Source organism: Halomonas sp. OfavH-34-E (assembly GCF_024124525.1).
GTDB classification, from domain to species: domain Bacteria; phylum Pseudomonadota; class Gammaproteobacteria; order Pseudomonadales; family Halomonadaceae; genus Halomonas; species Halomonas litopenaei.
This window is the reverse complement of record NZ_JAMXRY010000001.1, coordinates 90970-107123: the sequence shown is the minus strand read 5'-3', so window position 1 is coordinate 107123 and position 16154 is coordinate 90970. Positions and strand designations below refer to the sequence as shown.

Annotated in this window: 18 protein-coding genes; 12 read left to right on the top strand and 6 right to left on the bottom strand. The window is 64.0% G+C overall.

Annotated features, from left to right (window positions below; all coding sequences use genetic code 11):
* Window positions 1–17: 17 nt before the first annotated feature.
* The 7 genes from NH448_RS00535 to NH448_RS00505 all read left to right on the top strand — a co-directional run bounded on the left by NH448_RS00535 (window position 18) and on the right by NH448_RS00505 (window position 7375).
* Window positions 18–779 carry an SDR family NAD(P)-dependent oxidoreductase gene (locus tag NH448_RS00535; RefSeq protein WP_045993237.1) on the top strand — a complete coding sequence of 254 codons (762 nt, stop codon included), beginning with the start codon at window positions 18–20 and terminating at the stop codon, window positions 777–779.
* Between the two features lie 121 nt (window positions 780–900).
* Window positions 901–2712: an acyl-CoA dehydrogenase C-terminal domain-containing protein gene (locus tag NH448_RS00530; protein WP_253028327.1), complete on the top strand. Its 1812-nt coding sequence runs from the start codon at window positions 901–903 to the stop codon at window positions 2710–2712.
* A 260-nt stretch (window positions 2713–2972) separates the two neighbouring features.
* Window positions 2973–5042 carry a biofilm regulation protein phosphatase SiaA gene (siaA, locus tag NH448_RS00525; RefSeq protein WP_253028326.1) on the top strand — a complete coding sequence of 690 codons (2070 nt, stop codon included), beginning with the start codon at window positions 2973–2975 and terminating at the stop codon, window positions 5040–5042.
* The gene (gene siaB / locus NH448_RS00520; protein ID WP_045993240.1) at window positions 5030–5560 is read left to right on the top strand and encodes a biofilm regulation protein kinase SiaB; all 531 of its coding nucleotides are present in this window, start codon (window positions 5030–5032) and stop codon (window positions 5558–5560) included. Before siaA ends, siaB begins: the two co-directional genes overlap by 13 nt.
* 15 nt (window positions 5561–5575) lie before the next feature.
* Complete coding sequence (gene siaC, locus NH448_RS00515; RefSeq protein WP_275041601.1) at window positions 5576–5968, top strand: biofilm regulation phosphoprotein SiaC; 393 nt, start codon at window positions 5576–5578, stop codon at window positions 5966–5968.
* The gene (locus tag NH448_RS00510) at window positions 5965–6750 is read left to right on the top strand and encodes a diguanylate cyclase (RefSeq protein WP_045993241.1); all 786 of its coding nucleotides are present in this window, start codon (window positions 5965–5967) and stop codon (window positions 6748–6750) included. Before siaC ends, NH448_RS00510 begins: the two co-directional genes overlap by 4 nt.
* Before the next feature lie 85 nt (window positions 6751–6835).
* Window positions 6836–7375, top strand: a complete 540-nt coding sequence (locus tag NH448_RS00505; RefSeq protein ID WP_213228705.1) for a GNAT family N-acetyltransferase — start codon at window positions 6836–6838, stop codon at window positions 7373–7375.
* Between the two features lie 11 nt (window positions 7376–7386).
* On the opposite strand, the gene NH448_RS00500 is transcribed toward NH448_RS00505, so the two are convergent.
* Window positions 7387–8292, bottom strand: coding sequence for a cation diffusion facilitator family transporter (locus NH448_RS00500; RefSeq protein WP_108132642.1), 906 nt, complete (start codon window positions 8290–8292; stop codon window positions 7387–7389).
* A 110-nt stretch (window positions 8293–8402) separates the two neighbouring features.
* On the opposite strand from NH448_RS00500, the gene NH448_RS00495 reads away from it, so the two are divergent.
* Complete coding sequence (locus NH448_RS00495; protein ID WP_253028325.1) at window positions 8403–8753, top strand: hypothetical protein; 351 nt, start codon at window positions 8403–8405, stop codon at window positions 8751–8753.
* 44 nt (window positions 8754–8797) lie between these two features.
* Here NH448_RS00495 and NH448_RS00490 read toward each other — a convergent pair whose 3' ends face one another.
* Entirely contained in the window at window positions 8798–9115 is a 318-nt protein-coding gene (locus NH448_RS00490; RefSeq protein WP_045993245.1) for a winged helix-turn-helix domain-containing protein, read from the bottom strand.
* A 223-nt stretch (window positions 9116–9338) separates the two neighbouring features.
* Here NH448_RS00490 and NH448_RS00485 point away from each other — a divergent pair, with 223 nt between their 5' ends.
* From NH448_RS00485 to NH448_RS00470, 4 genes are all read left to right on the top strand, one after another.
* Window positions 9339–9884: an iron transporter gene (locus tag NH448_RS00485; RefSeq protein WP_108132645.1), complete on the top strand. Its 546-nt coding sequence runs from the start codon at window positions 9339–9341 to the stop codon at window positions 9882–9884.
* A 12-nt stretch (window positions 9885–9896) separates the two neighbouring features.
* Window positions 9897–10295, top strand: a complete 399-nt coding sequence (locus NH448_RS00480; RefSeq protein ID WP_231498632.1) for a cupredoxin domain-containing protein — start codon at window positions 9897–9899, stop codon at window positions 10293–10295.
* The gene (locus NH448_RS00475) at window positions 10292–11134 is read left to right on the top strand and encodes an FTR1 family protein (RefSeq protein WP_253028324.1); all 843 of its coding nucleotides are present in this window, start codon (window positions 10292–10294) and stop codon (window positions 11132–11134) included. Before NH448_RS00480 ends, NH448_RS00475 begins: the two co-directional genes overlap by 4 nt.
* A 107-nt stretch (window positions 11135–11241) precedes the next feature.
* Window positions 11242–12657: a 4Fe-4S binding protein gene (locus NH448_RS00470; protein ID WP_253028323.1), complete on the top strand. Its 1416-nt coding sequence runs from the start codon at window positions 11242–11244 to the stop codon at window positions 12655–12657.
* 282 nt (window positions 12658–12939) lie between these two features.
* On the opposite strand, the gene bioA is transcribed toward NH448_RS00470, so the two are convergent.
* The 4 genes from bioA to rapZ all read right to left on the bottom strand — a co-directional run bounded on the left by bioA (window position 12940) and on the right by rapZ (window position 16108).
* Window positions 12940–14214: an adenosylmethionine--8-amino-7-oxononanoate transaminase gene (bioA, locus tag NH448_RS00465; RefSeq protein WP_253028322.1), complete on the bottom strand. Its 1275-nt coding sequence runs from the start codon at window positions 14212–14214 to the stop codon at window positions 12940–12942.
* Between the two features lie 164 nt (window positions 14215–14378).
* A complete protein-coding gene (locus NH448_RS00460) occupies window positions 14379–14903 on the bottom strand; it encodes a hypothetical protein (protein WP_124804346.1) in 525 nt (174 codons plus the stop codon).
* A 51-nt stretch (window positions 14904–14954) separates the two neighbouring features.
* Window positions 14955–15224: an HPr family phosphocarrier protein gene (locus NH448_RS00455; protein WP_045993249.1), complete on the bottom strand. Its 270-nt coding sequence runs from the start codon at window positions 15222–15224 to the stop codon at window positions 14955–14957.
* A 2-nt stretch (window positions 15225–15226) separates the two neighbouring features.
* Window positions 15227–16108 (bottom strand): RNase adapter RapZ, encoded by an 882-nt coding sequence (rapZ, locus tag NH448_RS00450; RefSeq protein ID WP_045993250.1) that lies wholly within the window; start codon window positions 16106–16108, stop codon window positions 15227–15229.
* Window positions 16109–16154 lie beyond the last annotated feature (46 nt).

Genomic DNA, 16154 nt, shown 5'->3' with positions numbered 1-16154 from the left:
TGATCAGGAGAATTCGCATGCGTATCGAGAACGCGACCTTTGTCATCACCGGTGCCGGCTCCGGCCTTGGCTCCGCCTGTGCCGAACGCCTGGTGGCCGCCGGTGGTCGAGTCGTGCTGTGCGACTTGAGCGAGGGCGTGCAGGACCAGGCCAGACGTCTGGGCGACGCTGCCATCGCCGTGCAAGGCGATGTCACCTCGGCGGATGACATCCAGGCGGTGATCGACGCGGCCCAGGCCCACGGTGACGGCCTTGCCGGAGTGATCCACTGCGCCGGTGTGGTCAGTGTGGCCAAGCTGGTGGATCGCCACGGCAACCCGGCCGACCTCGACGCCTATGCACGCACCGTGCAGATCAACCTGGTCGGGACCTTCAACGTCATGCGCCTGGCGGCGGCGGCCATGAGCCAGAACCCGCCGGGAGACGACGGTGAGCGTGGGGTCATCATCAATACCGCCTCGGTCGCTGCCTTCGATGGCCAGGTGGGGCAGTGCGCCTACAGCGCCTCCAAGGCGGGGGTGGTAGGCATGAGCCTGCCGGCCGCCAGGGAACTGTCGCGTCACGGCATCCGGGTGATGGCGATCGCGCCGGGCGTGTTCGAGACGCCGATGATGGCGGACATCCCCGAGGATGCCGTCGCCGCCCTGTCCCAGGCGGTGCCTTTCCCCAAGCGGCTGGGCAAGCCAGATGAATTTGCCCGTCTGGCGGAGCAGATCATCACCAACAGCATGCTCAATGGCGAAGTCATTCGCCTGGATGGCGGTATTCGCATGCAGTGAATCCTGCCCTGAAACGAACGCTTGACTTAGTAGGCGGTCGTCGCTACTTTCAAACACATGTTTGAAAGTGCGTCCTGGCGAGGTCCATCGCAGGCGCAGCCACCGAATCCAGGAGTGCCCCATGCCCGACTATCAGGCCCCGCTGCGCGACATGCGCTTCGTGATGGACGAATTGTTCGACTACCCGAGCCATTATGCTCGTCTTCCTGCCGGGGATGATGTCTCGCCCGACGTGGTGGCGGCGATCCTCGAGGAGGGCGCGCGCTTCGCCCGCGAGGTGCTGCTGCCCCTCAACCAGAGCGGTGATCGCGAGGGCTGTCGTCTCGAAGGTGGTGAGGTCAAGGCGCCGAGCGGTTTTCGCGAGGCCTACCGCCAGTACGTGGAGGGTGGCTGGCCGAGCCTTGCCGCAGAGCCCGAGCACGGCGGCCAGGGCCTGCCGCCGTCACTGTCGATGCTGCTGTCGGAGATGATCTGCGGCTCGAACCTGGCCTGGGGAATGTATCCGGGTCTGTCCCACGGGGCGGCAGACGCGCTGCGTCACCACGGCACCGAAGAGCAGCAGCGCGTCTACCTGACCAAGCTGGTGGAGGGGAGCTGGACCGGCACCATGTGCCTGACGGAGCCCCACTGCGGTACCGACCTCGGGCTGATCAAGACCCGCGCGCTGCCCCAGGATGACGGCAGCTACCGCATCAGCGGGACCAAGATCTTCATCTCCGCCGGTGAGCATGATCTGGCCGACAACATCCTTCACCTGGTGCTCGCCAAGCTGCCGGATGCACCCGAGGGATCCAAGGGCATCTCGCTGTTTCTGGTGCCGAAATTTCTGCCAGATGGCCAGGGCGAAGCGGGGGAGCGCAACGGCGTGGTGTGCGGCTCTCTCGAACACAAGATGGGCATCCACGGTAACGCTACCTGCGTGATGAACTTCGACGGCGCCACCGGCTACCTGATCGGTGCGCCGAACAAGGGTCTGGCGTGCATGTTCACCATGATGAACGCCGCGCGTATCGGGGTCGGTATCCAGGGCCTGGGGCTCGCCGAGGCGAGCTTCCAGAACGCCCTGGCCTACGCCCGGGATCGACTGCAGATGCGCGCGCTGTCGGGCCCCAAGGCACCCGAAAAAGCCGCGGATCCGATCATCGTCCATCCGGACGTGCGGCGCATGCTGCTGACCCAGAAGGCCATCGCCGAAGGCGGCCGGATGCTGGTGCTGTATACCGCCCAGTTGGTGGACGTGGTCGAGCAGTGTTCGGCCGGCGAGGAGCGCGAGCGGGCCGAGACCCTGCTGGGCCTGTTGACCCCTGTCGTCAAGGCGTTCCTGACCGAGCTTGGTTTCGAGGCCACCAACGAAGGGGTACAGGTGTTCGGCGGCCACGGCTTTATCCAGGAATGGGGCATGGAGCAGATGGTGCGTGATGCACGCATCACCCGGCTGTACGAAGGCACCACCGGGATCCAGGCGCTGGACCTGCTGGGACGCAAGGTGCTGATGAACCAGGGCGAGAGCCTGAAGGTCTTCACAAAGGAGATCCACAAGTTCTGTCAGGCCAATGCCGACGACGAGGCAATGGCGCCCTTTGTTGGCCCGCTGGCCAAGCTCAACAGTCAATGGGGCGAGCTGACCATGGGCATCGGCATGAAGGCCATGAGCGATCGTGAAGAAGTGGGGGCAGCCTCGGTGGACTTCCTGATGTACTCGGGCTACGTGACCCTGGCCTATCTGTTCGCCCGGTCGGTCAAGTGCGCCCGGGAAGCGCTGGCGGACTCGCCCAGCGACGCCAGCTTCTACCAGGCCAAGATCCACACCGCGCGCTTCTACTTCGAACGGCTGTTGCCGCGCACCCGTACCCACGCCGCCCAGATGCAGGCAGGGGCTGAGGGCCTGATGGCGATGGACGCGGAAAGTTTCGGCCTTGGTTTCGAGGTGTAGACGGGACTGTCTGTCGACACGATGTTTTGCTGAGCTCTCTCGATCGGGTGACTGATCGTTGATGGGCGGCGAGCCTGGCTCGCCGCCCTTTTTTTATCGAGGCGAAGCGAGCCCGGGGGATGCGTCTGTCGGAGCAGAAGACTGAGACACTTCATTAGCCGCCATACGGGTTTCATGGCATGATGCGCCGATACGCATATTCTTATAGTGAAGGTGATGCAAGACTCTCTCCATCTGTCGATTCTCGCCAAGGAGGCATCATGAGCCGCCACCTGGGATTGGGGGTCAAGTCGTTACTTATCCCGTTGTTGTCCTTTCTGGTCGCACTGGTGCCGGTGCTGTGGATCGGCAGCCACGCGCTTCAGGACGTCGAGCGCCACTTCGGACAACGCTTCGCCGAGCAGTACAGCCAACTGCATACCCAGCGCATGCTGACGCCGCTGTCCACCGAGCTGGCCCTGGCCAGGCGCTTCGGCGATCTGACGGTCACCCGCGACTGGCTCTCGGATATCGACAACGAGGAACTCAAGGCCCGTTTCTTCGCCGAGTCCGAGGGATTTCGCCAGCAGTTCGACGGTGACGACTACTTTGTGGTGCATCACGACAGCCGCCAGTTCTACTTCAACGACGGCAAGATGAGTCCGAGCCGTGCCCCCCGCAACCAGCTGTCACGCAGTGACAGTGAAGACAGCTGGTACTTCCGCATGATGGACAGTGGGGCGCCTACCCGGGTTCAGGTCGCCTATAGTCCGGCGCTGGACATCACCCGGGTGTGGATCAATGTTCGCGTCGACGGCGAGAACGGGCCCCTTGGCATGGTCGGTGGCGGCCTCAATTTCAACCGCCTTCTGGCCAGCAGCTTCGACGATCAGCCGTTGGGTGTGGCTTCCTTCCTGCTCGGCCGCGAAGGTCGGGTGCTGGCGATGGCAGAGGACGGAGAGCTCCAGGCGACCGACTTGAGCCAGGTCGATGAAGGCGGCGGCGTGCTTGATGCGGCGGTCGAGGATCCCGAGGCCCTCGCCGAGATGCTGGCATCGGCCCGAGAGAGCGGCGGAGAGGTAGAGACCCGCACCCTCGAGTGGTCCGGTGAGGAGCGAGTGGTGGCGGTCAGCTACATGCCGGAGCTCGACTGGTGGTTGGTGTCGGCGGTCGATCCCTACGCCGCCACCTTGCTGGAAAAGCGTTGGTTGTGGCCGCTGATGTTCGCCCTGGTGGCCAGCCTCGGGGTGGTGCTGCTGGTGGTGGTGATCGCCCTGCGGCGGCTGATCGTCAACCCGATGCGTCGCCTCAGTCAATCCGCCCAGGCGCTGGCCCAGGGCCGTTATGACACCAGGCTCGACAGTGACCGCGGTGACGAGATCGGCGATCTGTCACGCGATTTCCAGCGCATGGCCGATCAGGTTCAGGCCCATACCGAGGAGCTCGAGGAACGCATCCGTCAGCGCACCATGGATCTCACCCTGGCCAATCGGCAGATGAGCGAGGCCAAGCGTCAGATCGATGATTCCCTCGACTGCGCTCGGGTATTGCAGCAGGCGATCCTGCCCAGCCGCGACATGCAACGCTGCGCCGGGCTAAGGCACGGCGTGCTGTGGAGTCCCAAGGATACGGTCGGCGGCGACATCTTCGTGTTCCGGGACTTCGGTCATGACCGCGGCTATCTGCTGGGGGTCATCGACTGCGCGGGACACGGCGTGCCCGGCGCCCTGATGACCATGCTCGCCCGTGCGGCCTTCGACAACTCGGTCAACCAGGTGGGGCCCGAGAATCCGGCGGGTATCCTCGAGGAGATGGACCGGCGCATTCGCCGCACGCTCGAGGCCGACAGCGATGCCCACGGCGTGACGCCGCACATGGATGCGGGGCTGGTGTGGGTCGGCGCCGACCAGCAGCAATTGACCTTCTCCGGCGCCAAGCTGGATCTCTATGCCACCGATGGCCAGCGCCTGGAGGTACTGGCCGGTGGCCGACGCGCCCTGGCGTTCAAGCGTCGTGGGGAGTTCACCAATCAAACGTTGGCACTGGTACCTGGCTGGTCCTGTACGCTGTGCAGTGACGGCTTCCTGGATCAGGCAGGCGGCGAGCACGGGTTCGGCTTCGGCAGGCGGCGTTTCGAGGCCATGCTGCTGGAGCACGCCGGGCTCGATCCCAGGGCACAGGTCGCGGCCTTCCTGGATGCGCTGGCGCGATTCCAGGGCGAGGCGCACCAGCGTGACGATATCACCCTGCTGTGCTTCCAGCCGGCGGTCGAGGACGAGCAGGACGGCACCGCGTCCGCGACGTCCAACATTCACCACGGTCACGATGAGGGAATTCCATGGACCTCTTGACGCTGCGCGACCAATTCGACAAACAGCGCGTGCTGCTAAGCTTCAATGGCCCGATTTCCCATAGCCTGATCGAAGAGATCGGCAAGGCCATTCGCAACTACCTCAACAACGAATCTGCGGCACCATCGGCGGCGATGGACGTGTTCTCGACCTACATCGAAATGACCCAGAACATCAGCCATTACGCCACCGCCATGGGCTATGACGAACAGCGCGCCACCGCCACCGTTGCGGTGGCGCGGGGCGAGCAGGGGCACTATCTGGTGTCGGCGGGCAACGTGGTCGAGCATGCCGATGGCCAGCGTCTGATGGCGACCGTCGAGGAACTCGGTGAGATGGACGCGGTCGAGCTCAAGCGATGCTACAAGCAGCAACTCAGAAAGCCGCGTGAAGACGGCTCCCGGGGAGCAGGGCTGGGGTTGATCGACATGGCGCGCAAGTCCTGCCAGCCGCTTCAGTCGAACCTGACGCCGCTCTCCGATCAACAGAGCTTTTTCTGCATCACCGCCACTATCTGACGGAAAGTCGAGAAAATGATCAACGACATTGCGATTGACGGGACCCAGTCGACCCCTGACATTCGTTCTGACTGGGACGCCGGAACGCTGACCATGCGTGGCGATTCCTATCCCGAAAACACCTTCGAGCTCTACAGTGGCGTGCTGAACTGGGTAGATCACTACCTGCGAGACGGCGAGAGCCCCCTCGAAGTGTGCCTGGAACTGGTCTACCTCAACACCAGCTCGGTCAAGGCGATGATGGACATCTTCGACCTGATGGAGGAGGCTCACCTGGAAGGCAAGGCCTGCAGCGTGGATTGGCGCTACGATGTCAGAAACGAACGCATCGCCGAGCTGGCCGAGGAGTTCAAGGAAGACTGCAGTTTTCCGTTTGCGATCACCCCCGTCGAGGATCCCAGTTCATGACCGAAAGGGATCGTCAGCTGCTGCGGGACATCGAGGCGCTGCTGGCCTCGTCCGAGCATCAGGACAATCCACTGAAGGCACCGCTCGAAGCGCTCTACCGGCGGCATACCGAGCAGCTTGAGCGGCTAGAGCGCATGGCTGCCATTTCCGATGGCTTTCAGCGCAACGTCAAGAGCGACCTGTCCACCGCCGAACGCCGGCTGGAGCGACAGCAGCGTCGCCAGCACAAGCTGTCACGCATCGCCGATGGTTATCAGGAGCTGCTGTTCGAGCGCAAGCAGACGCTGGAAAGCGAGGTCATGCTCGATCCATTGACCAAGATCCCCAATCGTCGTGGCCTGCACACCGAGCTGCGTCGACTGATGGCCGCCTCCAGCCGACAGCAACGCCCTTTTACCCTGGCGATGGTGGACATCGACCACTTCAAGCGCTTCAACGACGAGCATGGGCATGATGTCGGCGATCAGGCGCTGCTGGTAGTGGCCAAGGTCCTCGACGACACCCTGCGTGGTGGCGATATCGTCGGTCGCTGGGGGGGCGAAGAGTTTCTGATCGCCTTGCCCGGCGCTTCGCTGTGGGCGGCTGAACCCCTGTTCGAGCGGCTCCAGGCCAAGCTGCGTACCACCCAGGTGGTGAGCGACGACTCCCTGACGCTGACCGTCAGCATCGGCGCGGCGGAGCACCGTCATGACGAGACCTACGAGCAGACCATGAATCGCGCCGACCAGGCGTTGTATCAGGCCAAGCGCAATGGGCGAGATCGCTGGGAGGCCGCCGAGTGACGGGCGTTCTGACTCAGCATCAGATGGTGTGTCGGCGTTGGAGGTTGCGCGGGTCCGGACCTGGCAGGCAGGAGGTACCGGCAGCATGCTGAGGGTGTCCGAGCGGCTGTGGCTTGCGTCGATCGGCAAGGAACACTGTGACGCTCTGTGGCACGCCATCGACGCCAGCCGGGAGTCGTTGAGGCCCTGGCTGCCGTGGGTCGATGCGACCCGCGAGCAGGGAGATTGCGAGGTCTTCGTCACCGCTGCCATGGCCGAGCGGCGTCTGGGCACCGCTCGACACTTTGCCTTGCTCGAGGACGACGAGCTGATCGGCGTCGTCGGCTTCAACCGCATCGTCGAACGTCACCGCTGGGCGTCGCTGGGCTATTGGCTGCGCAGCGACCGCCAGGGTGGGGGCCGGATGTCGCAGTCCGTGGCAACCCTGGTGGAATGGGGTTTCGACGAACTCGAGCTTCATCGACTCGAGATTCGTTGTGCCGAAGGCAATAGCCGTAGTCGCGCTATCCCCGAGCGACTCGGCTTTCGCCAGGAAGGCGTGCTGCGCGAGTGCGAATGGGTCGGCGGACGGGCGCTGTCCCATGTGGTCTATTCGCGTCTTGCCGGTGACCCCGCGCCGGGCTGACGGCCTCGCCTTCAGGCCCAGCGTTCCTCGGCGGTAAAAGCGACGGTAAACCAGCGGCGCTCGGGGGGAATGCTCAGTCGTGAGGATATCTCCTCGCGGATCTCGTCCATCTCTACCATGCCGCGCCCGGCAGCGAAGTTCGGCGCGGTCACGATATGGATCTCGATAAAGTGGCCCCGGCCACTCTTGGCCACATGACTGTAGTAGTGGCTGAGACCCTCCCTTTGCATGATCTCCTTCATCGCCGCGTGCACCTCACGATCGATGGCGCTGGGTGCCATCAGCAGGATGTCCTTGGCGGCTCGCCGAATGATGTTGATGGGCACCGGCATGAATACCAGGGTCAGCACCACCAGCAGCGCCGAATCGACGTAGGGCGTCCAGTGGTCGAGCGCGGTACCTTCCAGCATAAGGGCGATCACGAAGGCCACCAGCAGCGCGCCGGTGATCAGCGCCGCCATTAGCCAGTTCTTCTGATCGATTCGCAGAAACTCGGAGTTGGCCCTGCGATTGATCTTCTTGAGGTACACCGCCATGGCGCTGCAGATCACCAGCACCACGGCGGCGTAGAGGGTGGCCGCGCCGAAGGCGAGGGCGTGGCCGCCGCCCAGCAATTCCCGCAGCGCGTTGAGAAAGGCATAGAAGCACAAGAGCAGCAGAATGCCACCGTTGAGCGCCGCCACCATCGGCTCGAAGTGCCAGAAGCCATGCTGGAAGCGCGAGGTCGCCTCGCGCACGACCAGCCGTGACACCGCCAGCGCAAGCCCCGACATGGCGGCGTCGATGGTGGAAAAGACGCCGTCGAAGAGGATCGACTGGGAGCCGGCCAGCAGGCCGAAACTGACCCCGAGCAGGGCGACGCCCAGGGTGGTGATGATCGAAAGCGACAGGGCCCGTTGTTCGAGTCGTGAATCCATGATCCGATGCAGTGTCGAGGAAAGCTCGACTATAGGGGCTGGCGTCGTTTGGCACCAGCCGGGGCGTTCGCGTCGGCTATCACAGGGCAGGGATCAACCGGGAGAACACCATGAGCAACAATCTCTACGCCAGGGCAGAGTGTGGCTGCGGCGCCGTTGCGCTGCTGGTCGCCGGTGAACCCGAGGCCGTCGATCCTCGCCTGAGGCTGGCCTGGTGGCCGGAGACAGCGCTGCAGTTGACGCAAGGGGCGGACTGGCTCGAGCTCACGGATGAGTGCCGCGGAGAGCATCGCTTGCTGGTGGAGAGTTGCCGCCGCTGTGGTGACCGGCTCATGGTCTCACGGGACGGCTGGGTCGAGACGACGCTTGAATGGGTGGAGAGGCTGGGGCTGGAGGTATCGACGCTCAGTGCCAGTGATGCGCTTCGAGAGAGCTTCGGGCATGCACGCCCCGTTGACTGAGTCGTCGTGATATCCGCGCACTCGCTGCCTGCGTGGTGAAGGGATCAAGGGTGCGCGTTGGCGAGGGAGGGGTAGCCCAGCAACTGCCCCAGGCGCTCGGCGTGAAGCGACAGCCAGTCGGGATCGATCGGCCCCCAGTCATCGATGCGATAATGGCCGATATTGTGAGGCTTGCCTGGCTGATGCTCGAAGCGGCAGCGGATATCCAATTCCTCGAGGGCGGCGAGGGTGTCCTGAGCGGTACGTCTCGGCATGCCGGTGGCGGCGGTGATGGCCGGCACGCTATCGATGCCGGTGGCCACCAGATGGGCCAGGTAGAGGCGTCGATAGAAGCTGGTGCGGGTCTTGCTGAGGCTGGTCATGGGCTTTCGCTATCTCGTCGGGGGCCTGTGGTACCGATGGTGCAGCGTCACGTAAAAGCGCGGCCAGTGCAACAGAGGTTAGAGACTTTGATGCACGTCACAGGCGTGCCTGCCGGCACAGGCTAGAGTGTGGCGACACCGGGCGGTGCTTCATGAACTTCGTCATGGAAATGATTCTTGAAGCGCGAACGGTTCTCGCCATTTTCTATCCCGAGGTTCTCGCATGTCTGCATCGCCGATCTTTGACCGCTCCGCCCTGGCCGCCCTGGCCACCACCGTCTGTCTTGGTGTCTTTTCCAGCAGTGCCTCGGCGCTGGAGTATCCGATCGGCGAGCCCGAACTGGTCAACGGCATGGAAGTCGCCGCGGTCTACCTGCAGCCGGTGGTCATGGAGCCTGCCGGTGAGCTGGCCGCTGCCGAGGCCGATATTCATCTCGAGGCGGATATTCACGCCCTCGAGGACAACGACAACGGTTTTCCTCCTGGCGCCTGGATTCCTTTTCTGCACATTGACTATCGGTTGCAGAAGGAAGGCAGCGACAGTGTGATCGAAGGTAGCCTGATGCCGATGATCGCCAGCGACGGCACCCACTATGGTGTCAATGTGGCGCTCGAAGGCATGGGGCGCTATCACCTGAGCTTCCACATCGAAGCGCCGCACCTGATGCGTCACATCGACAAGGAAACCGGCGTGGCACCCTGGTATGCGCCCTTCGACGTCGAGTACGACTTTGTCTACGCCGGCGTGGGCAAGAAGGGCGGCTACTGAGAGGAGGCGGTCATGTTGCTGCTACGTCGTTCCCGTCTCTCGGGCGCGCTGATCACGGCGCCGTTGGTCGCGCTGTCGCTGATGACACTGTGCGCCACCTCTGGTCAGGCAGAAGCCGGAGCGCTGCCTACCTACCGGTTGACCCTTGTTGACGGCAGGCTTGATCCCGTCGAACTCGAGGTCGTCGCCGGGCAGCGGTTCAAGATCGAACTGCATAATGCCGGAAGTACGCCGGTGGAATTCGAGAGTCGCCGGCTTCGCCAGGAAAAGGTGATGGGTCCCGGCGTTCACTCCTTCGTCGTGGTCCACCCGCTGAAGCCGGGGCGCTACGACTACTTCGACGAGTTTCACCTGCCCGATGCCCAGGGCGTGATCATCGCTCGGGAAGCCTCCGAGGAGGCACACCCATGAACGAAGCGGCCTTTATCGTGGTCCTGCGCGAGAGCCTGGAGGCCATCCTGGTGGTCGGCCTCGTCTACGCCTGGCTCGCCCGAGAGGGGCGTCGTGATGCCTTGAATTGGCTGTGGGGCGGTGTCGCGGCGGGTATCGCCCTGGCGGTGGTGCTGGGTGCTGTGCTGATGGGAGTAGGGCGCTGGTTGACCGGTGACGCCCAGACCCTGTTTCAGACCGCCATGTCGACGCTGGCCGCCGCGTTGATCGTGCAGATGGTGGCGTGGATGCGCCGTCGCGGTGCCTCCTTCAAACGCTCCATGGAGTGTGACGCCATGCTGTGTCTGTCGCGCTCACGGCTGTGGGGCATCGCTACCCTGGTTGCCCTGGCGGTGGCTCGGGAAGGCGCCGAGACCCTGGTGTTTCTGTACGGTCTGGGGCTGGCCCAGTGGCGAGGCGGACAACTGACCTCCTTCGCCCTGGCCGCAGGTCTCGGCTTTGTCACGGCGGCTGCCTGCTTCGTGATGCTGCAGTGGTCCTCGCGACGACTGGCCTGGCGCGGGTTCTTCCGGGCCAGCGAGATCCTGCTGCTGCTGGTGGCGGCGGGCCTGTGGGTAGCGGCGCTCGAGCGGCTGATGAATCTGGGCTGGTTGCCGGTCGGGATCGATCCGCTGTGGGACACCAGTGCCTGGCTGGATGATGGCCAGGGAGTCGGCGGACTATTGGCCAGTATCGCCGGTTACCGTGCCTGGCCTTCCTCGACGCTGGTGCTCGGCTACCTGTGCTATTGGGGCCTCGTCTACTGGTGGGTGGGCGGGCAGCGCCCGTCCCACAACGTCGTCGAGGGAGCGGTGTCGTGAACGAGGCGGCGGCGGTGACGGCAACAGGGACGGCAACAATGACGCCAGCAGTGATGCCAGAAGCCAGCGATCGTCGCTGCGGGCCTGGCAAGGAGATTCGGCCAACCGTGGCTGAGAATCGGCATCCAGGCGCCCGCAAGACCCGACGCTGGGCACGTCTGGGAGCCTGGCTGAAGCATCATCGGCGCTGGATTCTGACACTGCAGTGGGCCGTGGTGGCGTTCTACGCTGTGCTGCTGCTGGTGCCGCCCTTGTTGCCCCTGCCGAACCATGAGGCACGCATCCTCGATCACCTCACAGTGTTCGCCGAGTTCGTGTTCTGGGGTATCTGGTGGCCCTTTGTCATGGTCAGCATGGTGGTGGCGGGGCGGCTATGGTGCGGGATGATGTGTCCGGAGGGTGCCATCACGGAAGCCGCCAGTCGTGTCGGCATGGGCCGGGCGATACCGCGCTGGATGCGTTGGGGTGGCTGGCCGTTCGTGGGCTTCGCCATGACCACGATCTATGGGCAGCTGGTCAGCGTCTACCAGTATCCCAAGGCTGCACTGCTGGTGCTGGGGGGCTCGACCCTGGCGGCGGCCGTGATCGGTCTGGTCTACGGCAAGGGCAAGCGCGTCTGGTGTCGCCATCTGTGTCCGGTCAGCGGCGTCTTTGCGCTGTTGGCCAAGCTGGCGCCGTTGCACTATCGCGCCGACCCCGAGGTGTGGACCGAACACGGACGGCGCCAGCGCCGGCGTGAGGTGTCAAGAAGCCGTGCTCCGGACTGCCCGGTGCTGATCCCGCTGAAGCAGCTGGACAGCGCCAGTGACTGCCATCTGTGCTCGCGTTGTTCAGGCTACAAGGATGCTATCCATCTCGAGCTCAGGGCGCCCGGCATCGAGGTGGTGTCGCCACCGCCTCAGCGACCCGCGACCCTGTGGGAGTTCGTGCTGGTGGTATTCGGCCTGCTGGGCATCGCGGTGGGGGCATTCCACTGGTCGGCGAGCCCCTGGTTCGTAGCCGCCAAGCAGCAGGCGGCCGTCTGGCTCTATCAGCACGGTTGGGGATGGCCGCTGGAAACCAGCGCACCCTGGTGGCTGCTGACCCACTATCCCGAACACAACGACGTCTTCACCCTGCTCGATGGAGCCCTGCTGCTGGGCTATATCGGTGCCACGACCCTAGTGCTGGGGGGGCTTGTCTCGCTGTCGCTGTCGCTGACCAACCGTCTGCTTGGCCGCTGGCGCTGGCAGCGCCTGTGGCACCTGTCCTACGCCCTGATACCCCTGGCCGCGGTTGGCGTCTTCCTGGGCCTGTCGATGACCACCCTGACCCTGCTGCGAGGCGATGGCCTGCTGATCCACTGGGCCAATGACGCCAGGGCGCTGTTGCTGGGGCTTGGCGTACTGGCAAGCGCGGGGCTTGGCTGGGGCATCCTCGGACGCTACGCCGGTGGCCCGCGTCGACTAGCTGCCATGCTACCTATGCTCGCCGCCCAGGCGCCGGTGATCGGTGCCTGGTGGCTGCTGTTCTGGGGCTGGTAGAGCGTGGTAGCGCCTGGTAGAGAGCCAGCCACCGCACTAATTATGCGTTTGCGGAGAAAGGTGCCCGTCCCTGGTAAAGCGGGGCCGCAATGATCTGGCGCATCTCCTCATCCGAGGTGATATAGGCCGGCGGGCTGGTAGAGAGCCAGCCAGCGCCGACCCTGACTATGCAGAAAGAAACGGCGCTTTCATTGCGGTGATGATCTGGCGCATTTCCTCATCCGAGGTGATATAGGCCGGCGGGCTGGTAGAGAGCTAGTCAGCGCCGACCCTGCCCACTAATTATTCGTTTGCTGTGAAAGGAGCCTTCATGGCCTTGATGATCTGGCGCATTTCGTCATCCGAGGTGATATAGGCCGGCATGGTGTAAAGCCATCTGCCGAAGGATCTCAGCCACACGCCCTGTTCACGGGCGATGGCGGCGGCGCCTTTCAGCGCTTTACTGTCGTGCACCTCGATCACGCCGGTGGCGCCGAGCACACGGATGTCGGCCACCGCAGGGTGGGCGCGCAGGTCACTGTCGCCGGCGAGTTCCTGCACAAGGATGGCGTTGAGCCGAGCGATACGGCCCAGATAGTCGTCCTCCTCGAAGACCCTGAGGCTTTCCAGTGCCACGCGACAGGCCAGCGGATTGCCCATGAAGGTCGGGCCGTGCATAAAGGCGTGAAGCTCGCTGTCGCCGATAAAGGTGTCATGGACACGGTCGCTGGCCAGGGTCGCTGCGTGGCCAAGGTAGCCGCCGGTCAGCCCCTTGGACAGCACCATGATGTCCGGACTGACACCGGCATGGTCGGCGGCGAACATGCGCCCGGTGCGTCCAAAGCCGGTGGCCACTTCGTCGAACACCAACAGCACGTCGAACTCGTCGCACAAGGCGCGAGCACCCTTCAGATAGTCCGGAGAGGTCATGTTGAGACCTCCGGCGGCCTGCAGCAGGGGTTCCATCAACAGCGCGGCGATCTCGTGGTGGTGGGCTTCCAGCACCGCTCGCAGGGCGTCGAGGTCGGCGGCGACCTGCTCTGGCGTGGCCGTATAGGGTGCCGTCGGCGCCGGGGCGAAATGGTGCTTCGGAAGAAAGCCGGAAAACAGCGAATGCATGCCCTCTTCGGGGTCACACACCGCCATGCAGCCGGCGGTATCACCGTGGTAGGCCTTCATCAATGACAGCATGCGGTGCTTGTTGGGGCGGCCGCGCAGATGGTGGTACTGCACCGCCATCTTCATCGCCACCTCCATGCCCACCGAGCCGCTGTCGGAGAAGAACACGTGGTTGAGGCCCTCTGGCGTGACGCGAACCAGTTCCCGCGCGAGCTGGTCGGCGGGATCGTGGGTCAGTCCTCCAAGCATCACGTGACACAGCGTGGCAGCTTGCTCCTGAATCGCCTTGACCAGCCGTGGATGTCCGTAGCCGTGGATCATGCACCACCAGGAGCAGGTCGCGTCGAGCAATGATTCGCCGCTGTCCAGGGTAAAACGGGTGCCCTGGCCGCCGACTACCCGGGGGGCAGGGGCCTGGGTCTTGAGATGGGCGTAGGGATGCCACACCGGAGAGGTCATGTCGGCTCCTAAAGGACGCTTGGTGGTAAACTGAGTGACGAGTTAAAAGTTTACCACCGCTGCTGCTGCCGTCGCCAACACCAGCGCTCGTACCCGGAAAACCGGGGTAGAACGGGGCAGGCGAGGGCACAAGGAGGAGCGGTGCTTTCTAAGGGATGCTGGGCTCAGGGATGCTGGGCGTCGACACGTTCGAGAAAGCGCTCGAACAGGAACGCCTCGTCGTTTTTCAGCGAGCGACTCAGACAGTCGATGAACTCTCGGCGCGGATAGGTGAAGACCCGCGGCGCCTTGTAGGCATCCAGATCGATGGCGATCACCTCTCCGTCGACGACCAGGAAGTTCTCTGTGTGCAGGCCACGACAGTGGATACGGTCACGGTACAAGGCTTCGAGAATGTCCAGGTAGCGGTTCTGCAGTTCCGGAGAGTCGAGGACCAGCTTTTTAAGCGCGATGCCGTGCACGTTGGCGGTGACCAGGCGATAGCGCTCTGCCGACAGGATTTTCGGTGTGGCGATACCCAGTCGCTCCAGTCGGCCGGCGACATAGCGAAAGTTGTGGCCGGGGTAGCGCCGGATGCCCAGGCGGTAGCGCCAGCGATCGCTGGTCTTGGGCGTGAAGGTCTTGATGAAGGCGTCCTGGTCCGGATCGTAGTGGACCTCGGTGTACTTGCCGGTCTGGATCAGTTGCATGGCGTCCTTGGCAGGCAGGGGGTGGCGGTCAAAACAAGGAGAGGGAAGACGTCAGGCGTCTTCGTCGAAGCGTGCGTCGAACAGTGCCTCCAGAGCGTCCAGCACCGCGTCCGCGTCCTTGCCTTCGGCCTCCAGGGTCAGCTCCGTACCGCAGGGGGCGGCCAGCATCAGCAGCGACATGATGTTGGCGGCGTCACCCGAGCGGCTGCCATGGTGGACGGTGACGGTGGCGTCAAAGGGTTGGCAGCAGGTGACCAGGCGTGTCGCGGCGCGTGCATGCAGGCCACGACGATTGGTCAGGGTCAGGGTGCGTCGGGCCACGCCTAGAGTCCTCCGCTGTCCAGTCGGCGTTGCTGGCCGAGTTCGCGGTGGCGTAGACGGACGCGGGGATGCTGGTCGGCCAGGGCCGAGGCGATTCCCTCGGCCAGGTAGACCGAACGATGCTGTCCTCCGGTGCAGCCCACCGCCACGGTGAGGTAGCTGCGCTGGCTTTGCTGATAGCGCGGTAGCCAGGTGCGCACCCAGGCGAGAATGTCGCGTTTCATGTCGGCGACGTCCTGATAGCGTTCGAGGAAGTCGATGACGCTGGGATCGCAGCCATTGGCATCACGCAGCGATGGTTCCCAGTAGGGGTTGGGCAGACAGCGGGCATCGAACACGATGTCTGCATCCGGCGGCACGCCACGCTTGAAGCCGAAGGACTCCACGGTCAGGCTCAACTGGCCGCTGCGGTGGTCGGCGACCTGTTCGGCGATGCGCGAACGCAGTTCGTGTACCGACAGGCGAGAGCTGTCGATGACCAGATCGGCCAGGTCTCGAATGCCCGAAAGGGCCTTCTGTTCGGACTCGATGGCTTCCGCCAGGGTCATGTCGCTATCACGGGTCAGGGGGTGACGGCGCCGCGTGTGGGAATAACGCTCGAGCAGAATTCGCGCATCACTGGTCAGGTAGACCACCTGGCAGTCGATCGGACTCTGCTTGAGGGACGCCAGCTGGGCGGGGAAGCGTTCCAGCGCCTCAGGCAGGTTGCGGGCGTCGACGCTGACGGCGATACGGCGGGAATGACCGTTTTCCAGCTCGTCCACCAAGGCGCCCAGCAAGGTCGCGGGAAGGTTGTCGATGGCGTAGAACCCCAGGTCCTCCAGGGCCTGAAGGGCCACGGACTTTCCCGAGCCGGAGCGACCACTGATGATCACGAGCTGCATGTCCTGTCTCCTTGGGCAGGCGTCCATTGCTGATGGCCTAGGCAAG

What these genes read in the sequence shown, in the direction of transcription:
- NH448_RS00535 (WP_045993237.1), top strand. Translation starts at nt 18, where the DNA reads ATGCGTATCGAGAACGCGACCTTTGTCATCACCGGTGCCGGCTCCGGC.
- NH448_RS00530 (WP_253028327.1), top strand. Translation starts at nt 901, where the DNA reads ATGCCCGACTATCAGGCCCCGCTGCGCGACATGCGCTTCGTGATGGAC.
- siaA (WP_253028326.1), top strand. Translation starts at nt 2,973, where the DNA reads ATGAGCCGCCACCTGGGATTGGGGGTCAAGTCGTTACTTATCCCGTTG.
- siaB (WP_045993240.1), top strand. Translation starts at nt 5,030, where the DNA reads ATGGACCTCTTGACGCTGCGCGACCAATTCGACAAACAGCGCGTGCTG.
- siaC (WP_275041601.1), top strand. Translation starts at nt 5,576, where the DNA reads ATGATCAACGACATTGCGATTGACGGGACCCAGTCGACCCCTGACATT.
- NH448_RS00510 (WP_045993241.1), top strand. Translation starts at nt 5,965, where the DNA reads ATGACCGAAAGGGATCGTCAGCTGCTGCGGGACATCGAGGCGCTGCTG.
- NH448_RS00505 (WP_213228705.1), top strand. Translation starts at nt 6,836, where the DNA reads ATGCTGAGGGTGTCCGAGCGGCTGTGGCTTGCGTCGATCGGCAAGGAA.
- NH448_RS00500 (WP_108132642.1), bottom strand. Translation starts at nt 8,292, where the DNA reads ATGGATTCACGACTCGAACAACGGGCCCTGTCGCTTTCGATCATCACC.
- NH448_RS00495 (WP_253028325.1), top strand. Translation starts at nt 8,403, where the DNA reads ATGAGCAACAATCTCTACGCCAGGGCAGAGTGTGGCTGCGGCGCCGTT.
- NH448_RS00490 (WP_045993245.1), bottom strand. Translation starts at nt 9,115, where the DNA reads ATGACCAGCCTCAGCAAGACCCGCACCAGCTTCTATCGACGCCTCTAC.
- NH448_RS00485 (WP_108132645.1), top strand. Translation starts at nt 9,339, where the DNA reads ATGTCTGCATCGCCGATCTTTGACCGCTCCGCCCTGGCCGCCCTGGCC.
- NH448_RS00480 (WP_231498632.1), top strand. Translation starts at nt 9,897, where the DNA reads ATGTTGCTGCTACGTCGTTCCCGTCTCTCGGGCGCGCTGATCACGGCG.
- NH448_RS00475 (WP_253028324.1), top strand. Translation starts at nt 10,292, where the DNA reads ATGAACGAAGCGGCCTTTATCGTGGTCCTGCGCGAGAGCCTGGAGGCC.
- bioA (WP_253028322.1), bottom strand. Translation starts at nt 14,214, where the DNA reads ATGACCTCTCCGGTGTGGCATCCCTACGCCCATCTCAAGACCCAGGCC.
- NH448_RS00460 (WP_124804346.1), bottom strand. Translation starts at nt 14,903, where the DNA reads ATGCAACTGATCCAGACCGGCAAGTACACCGAGGTCCACTACGATCCG.
- rapZ (WP_045993250.1), bottom strand. Translation starts at nt 16,108, where the DNA reads ATGCAGCTCGTGATCATCAGTGGTCGCTCCGGCTCGGGAAAGTCCGTG.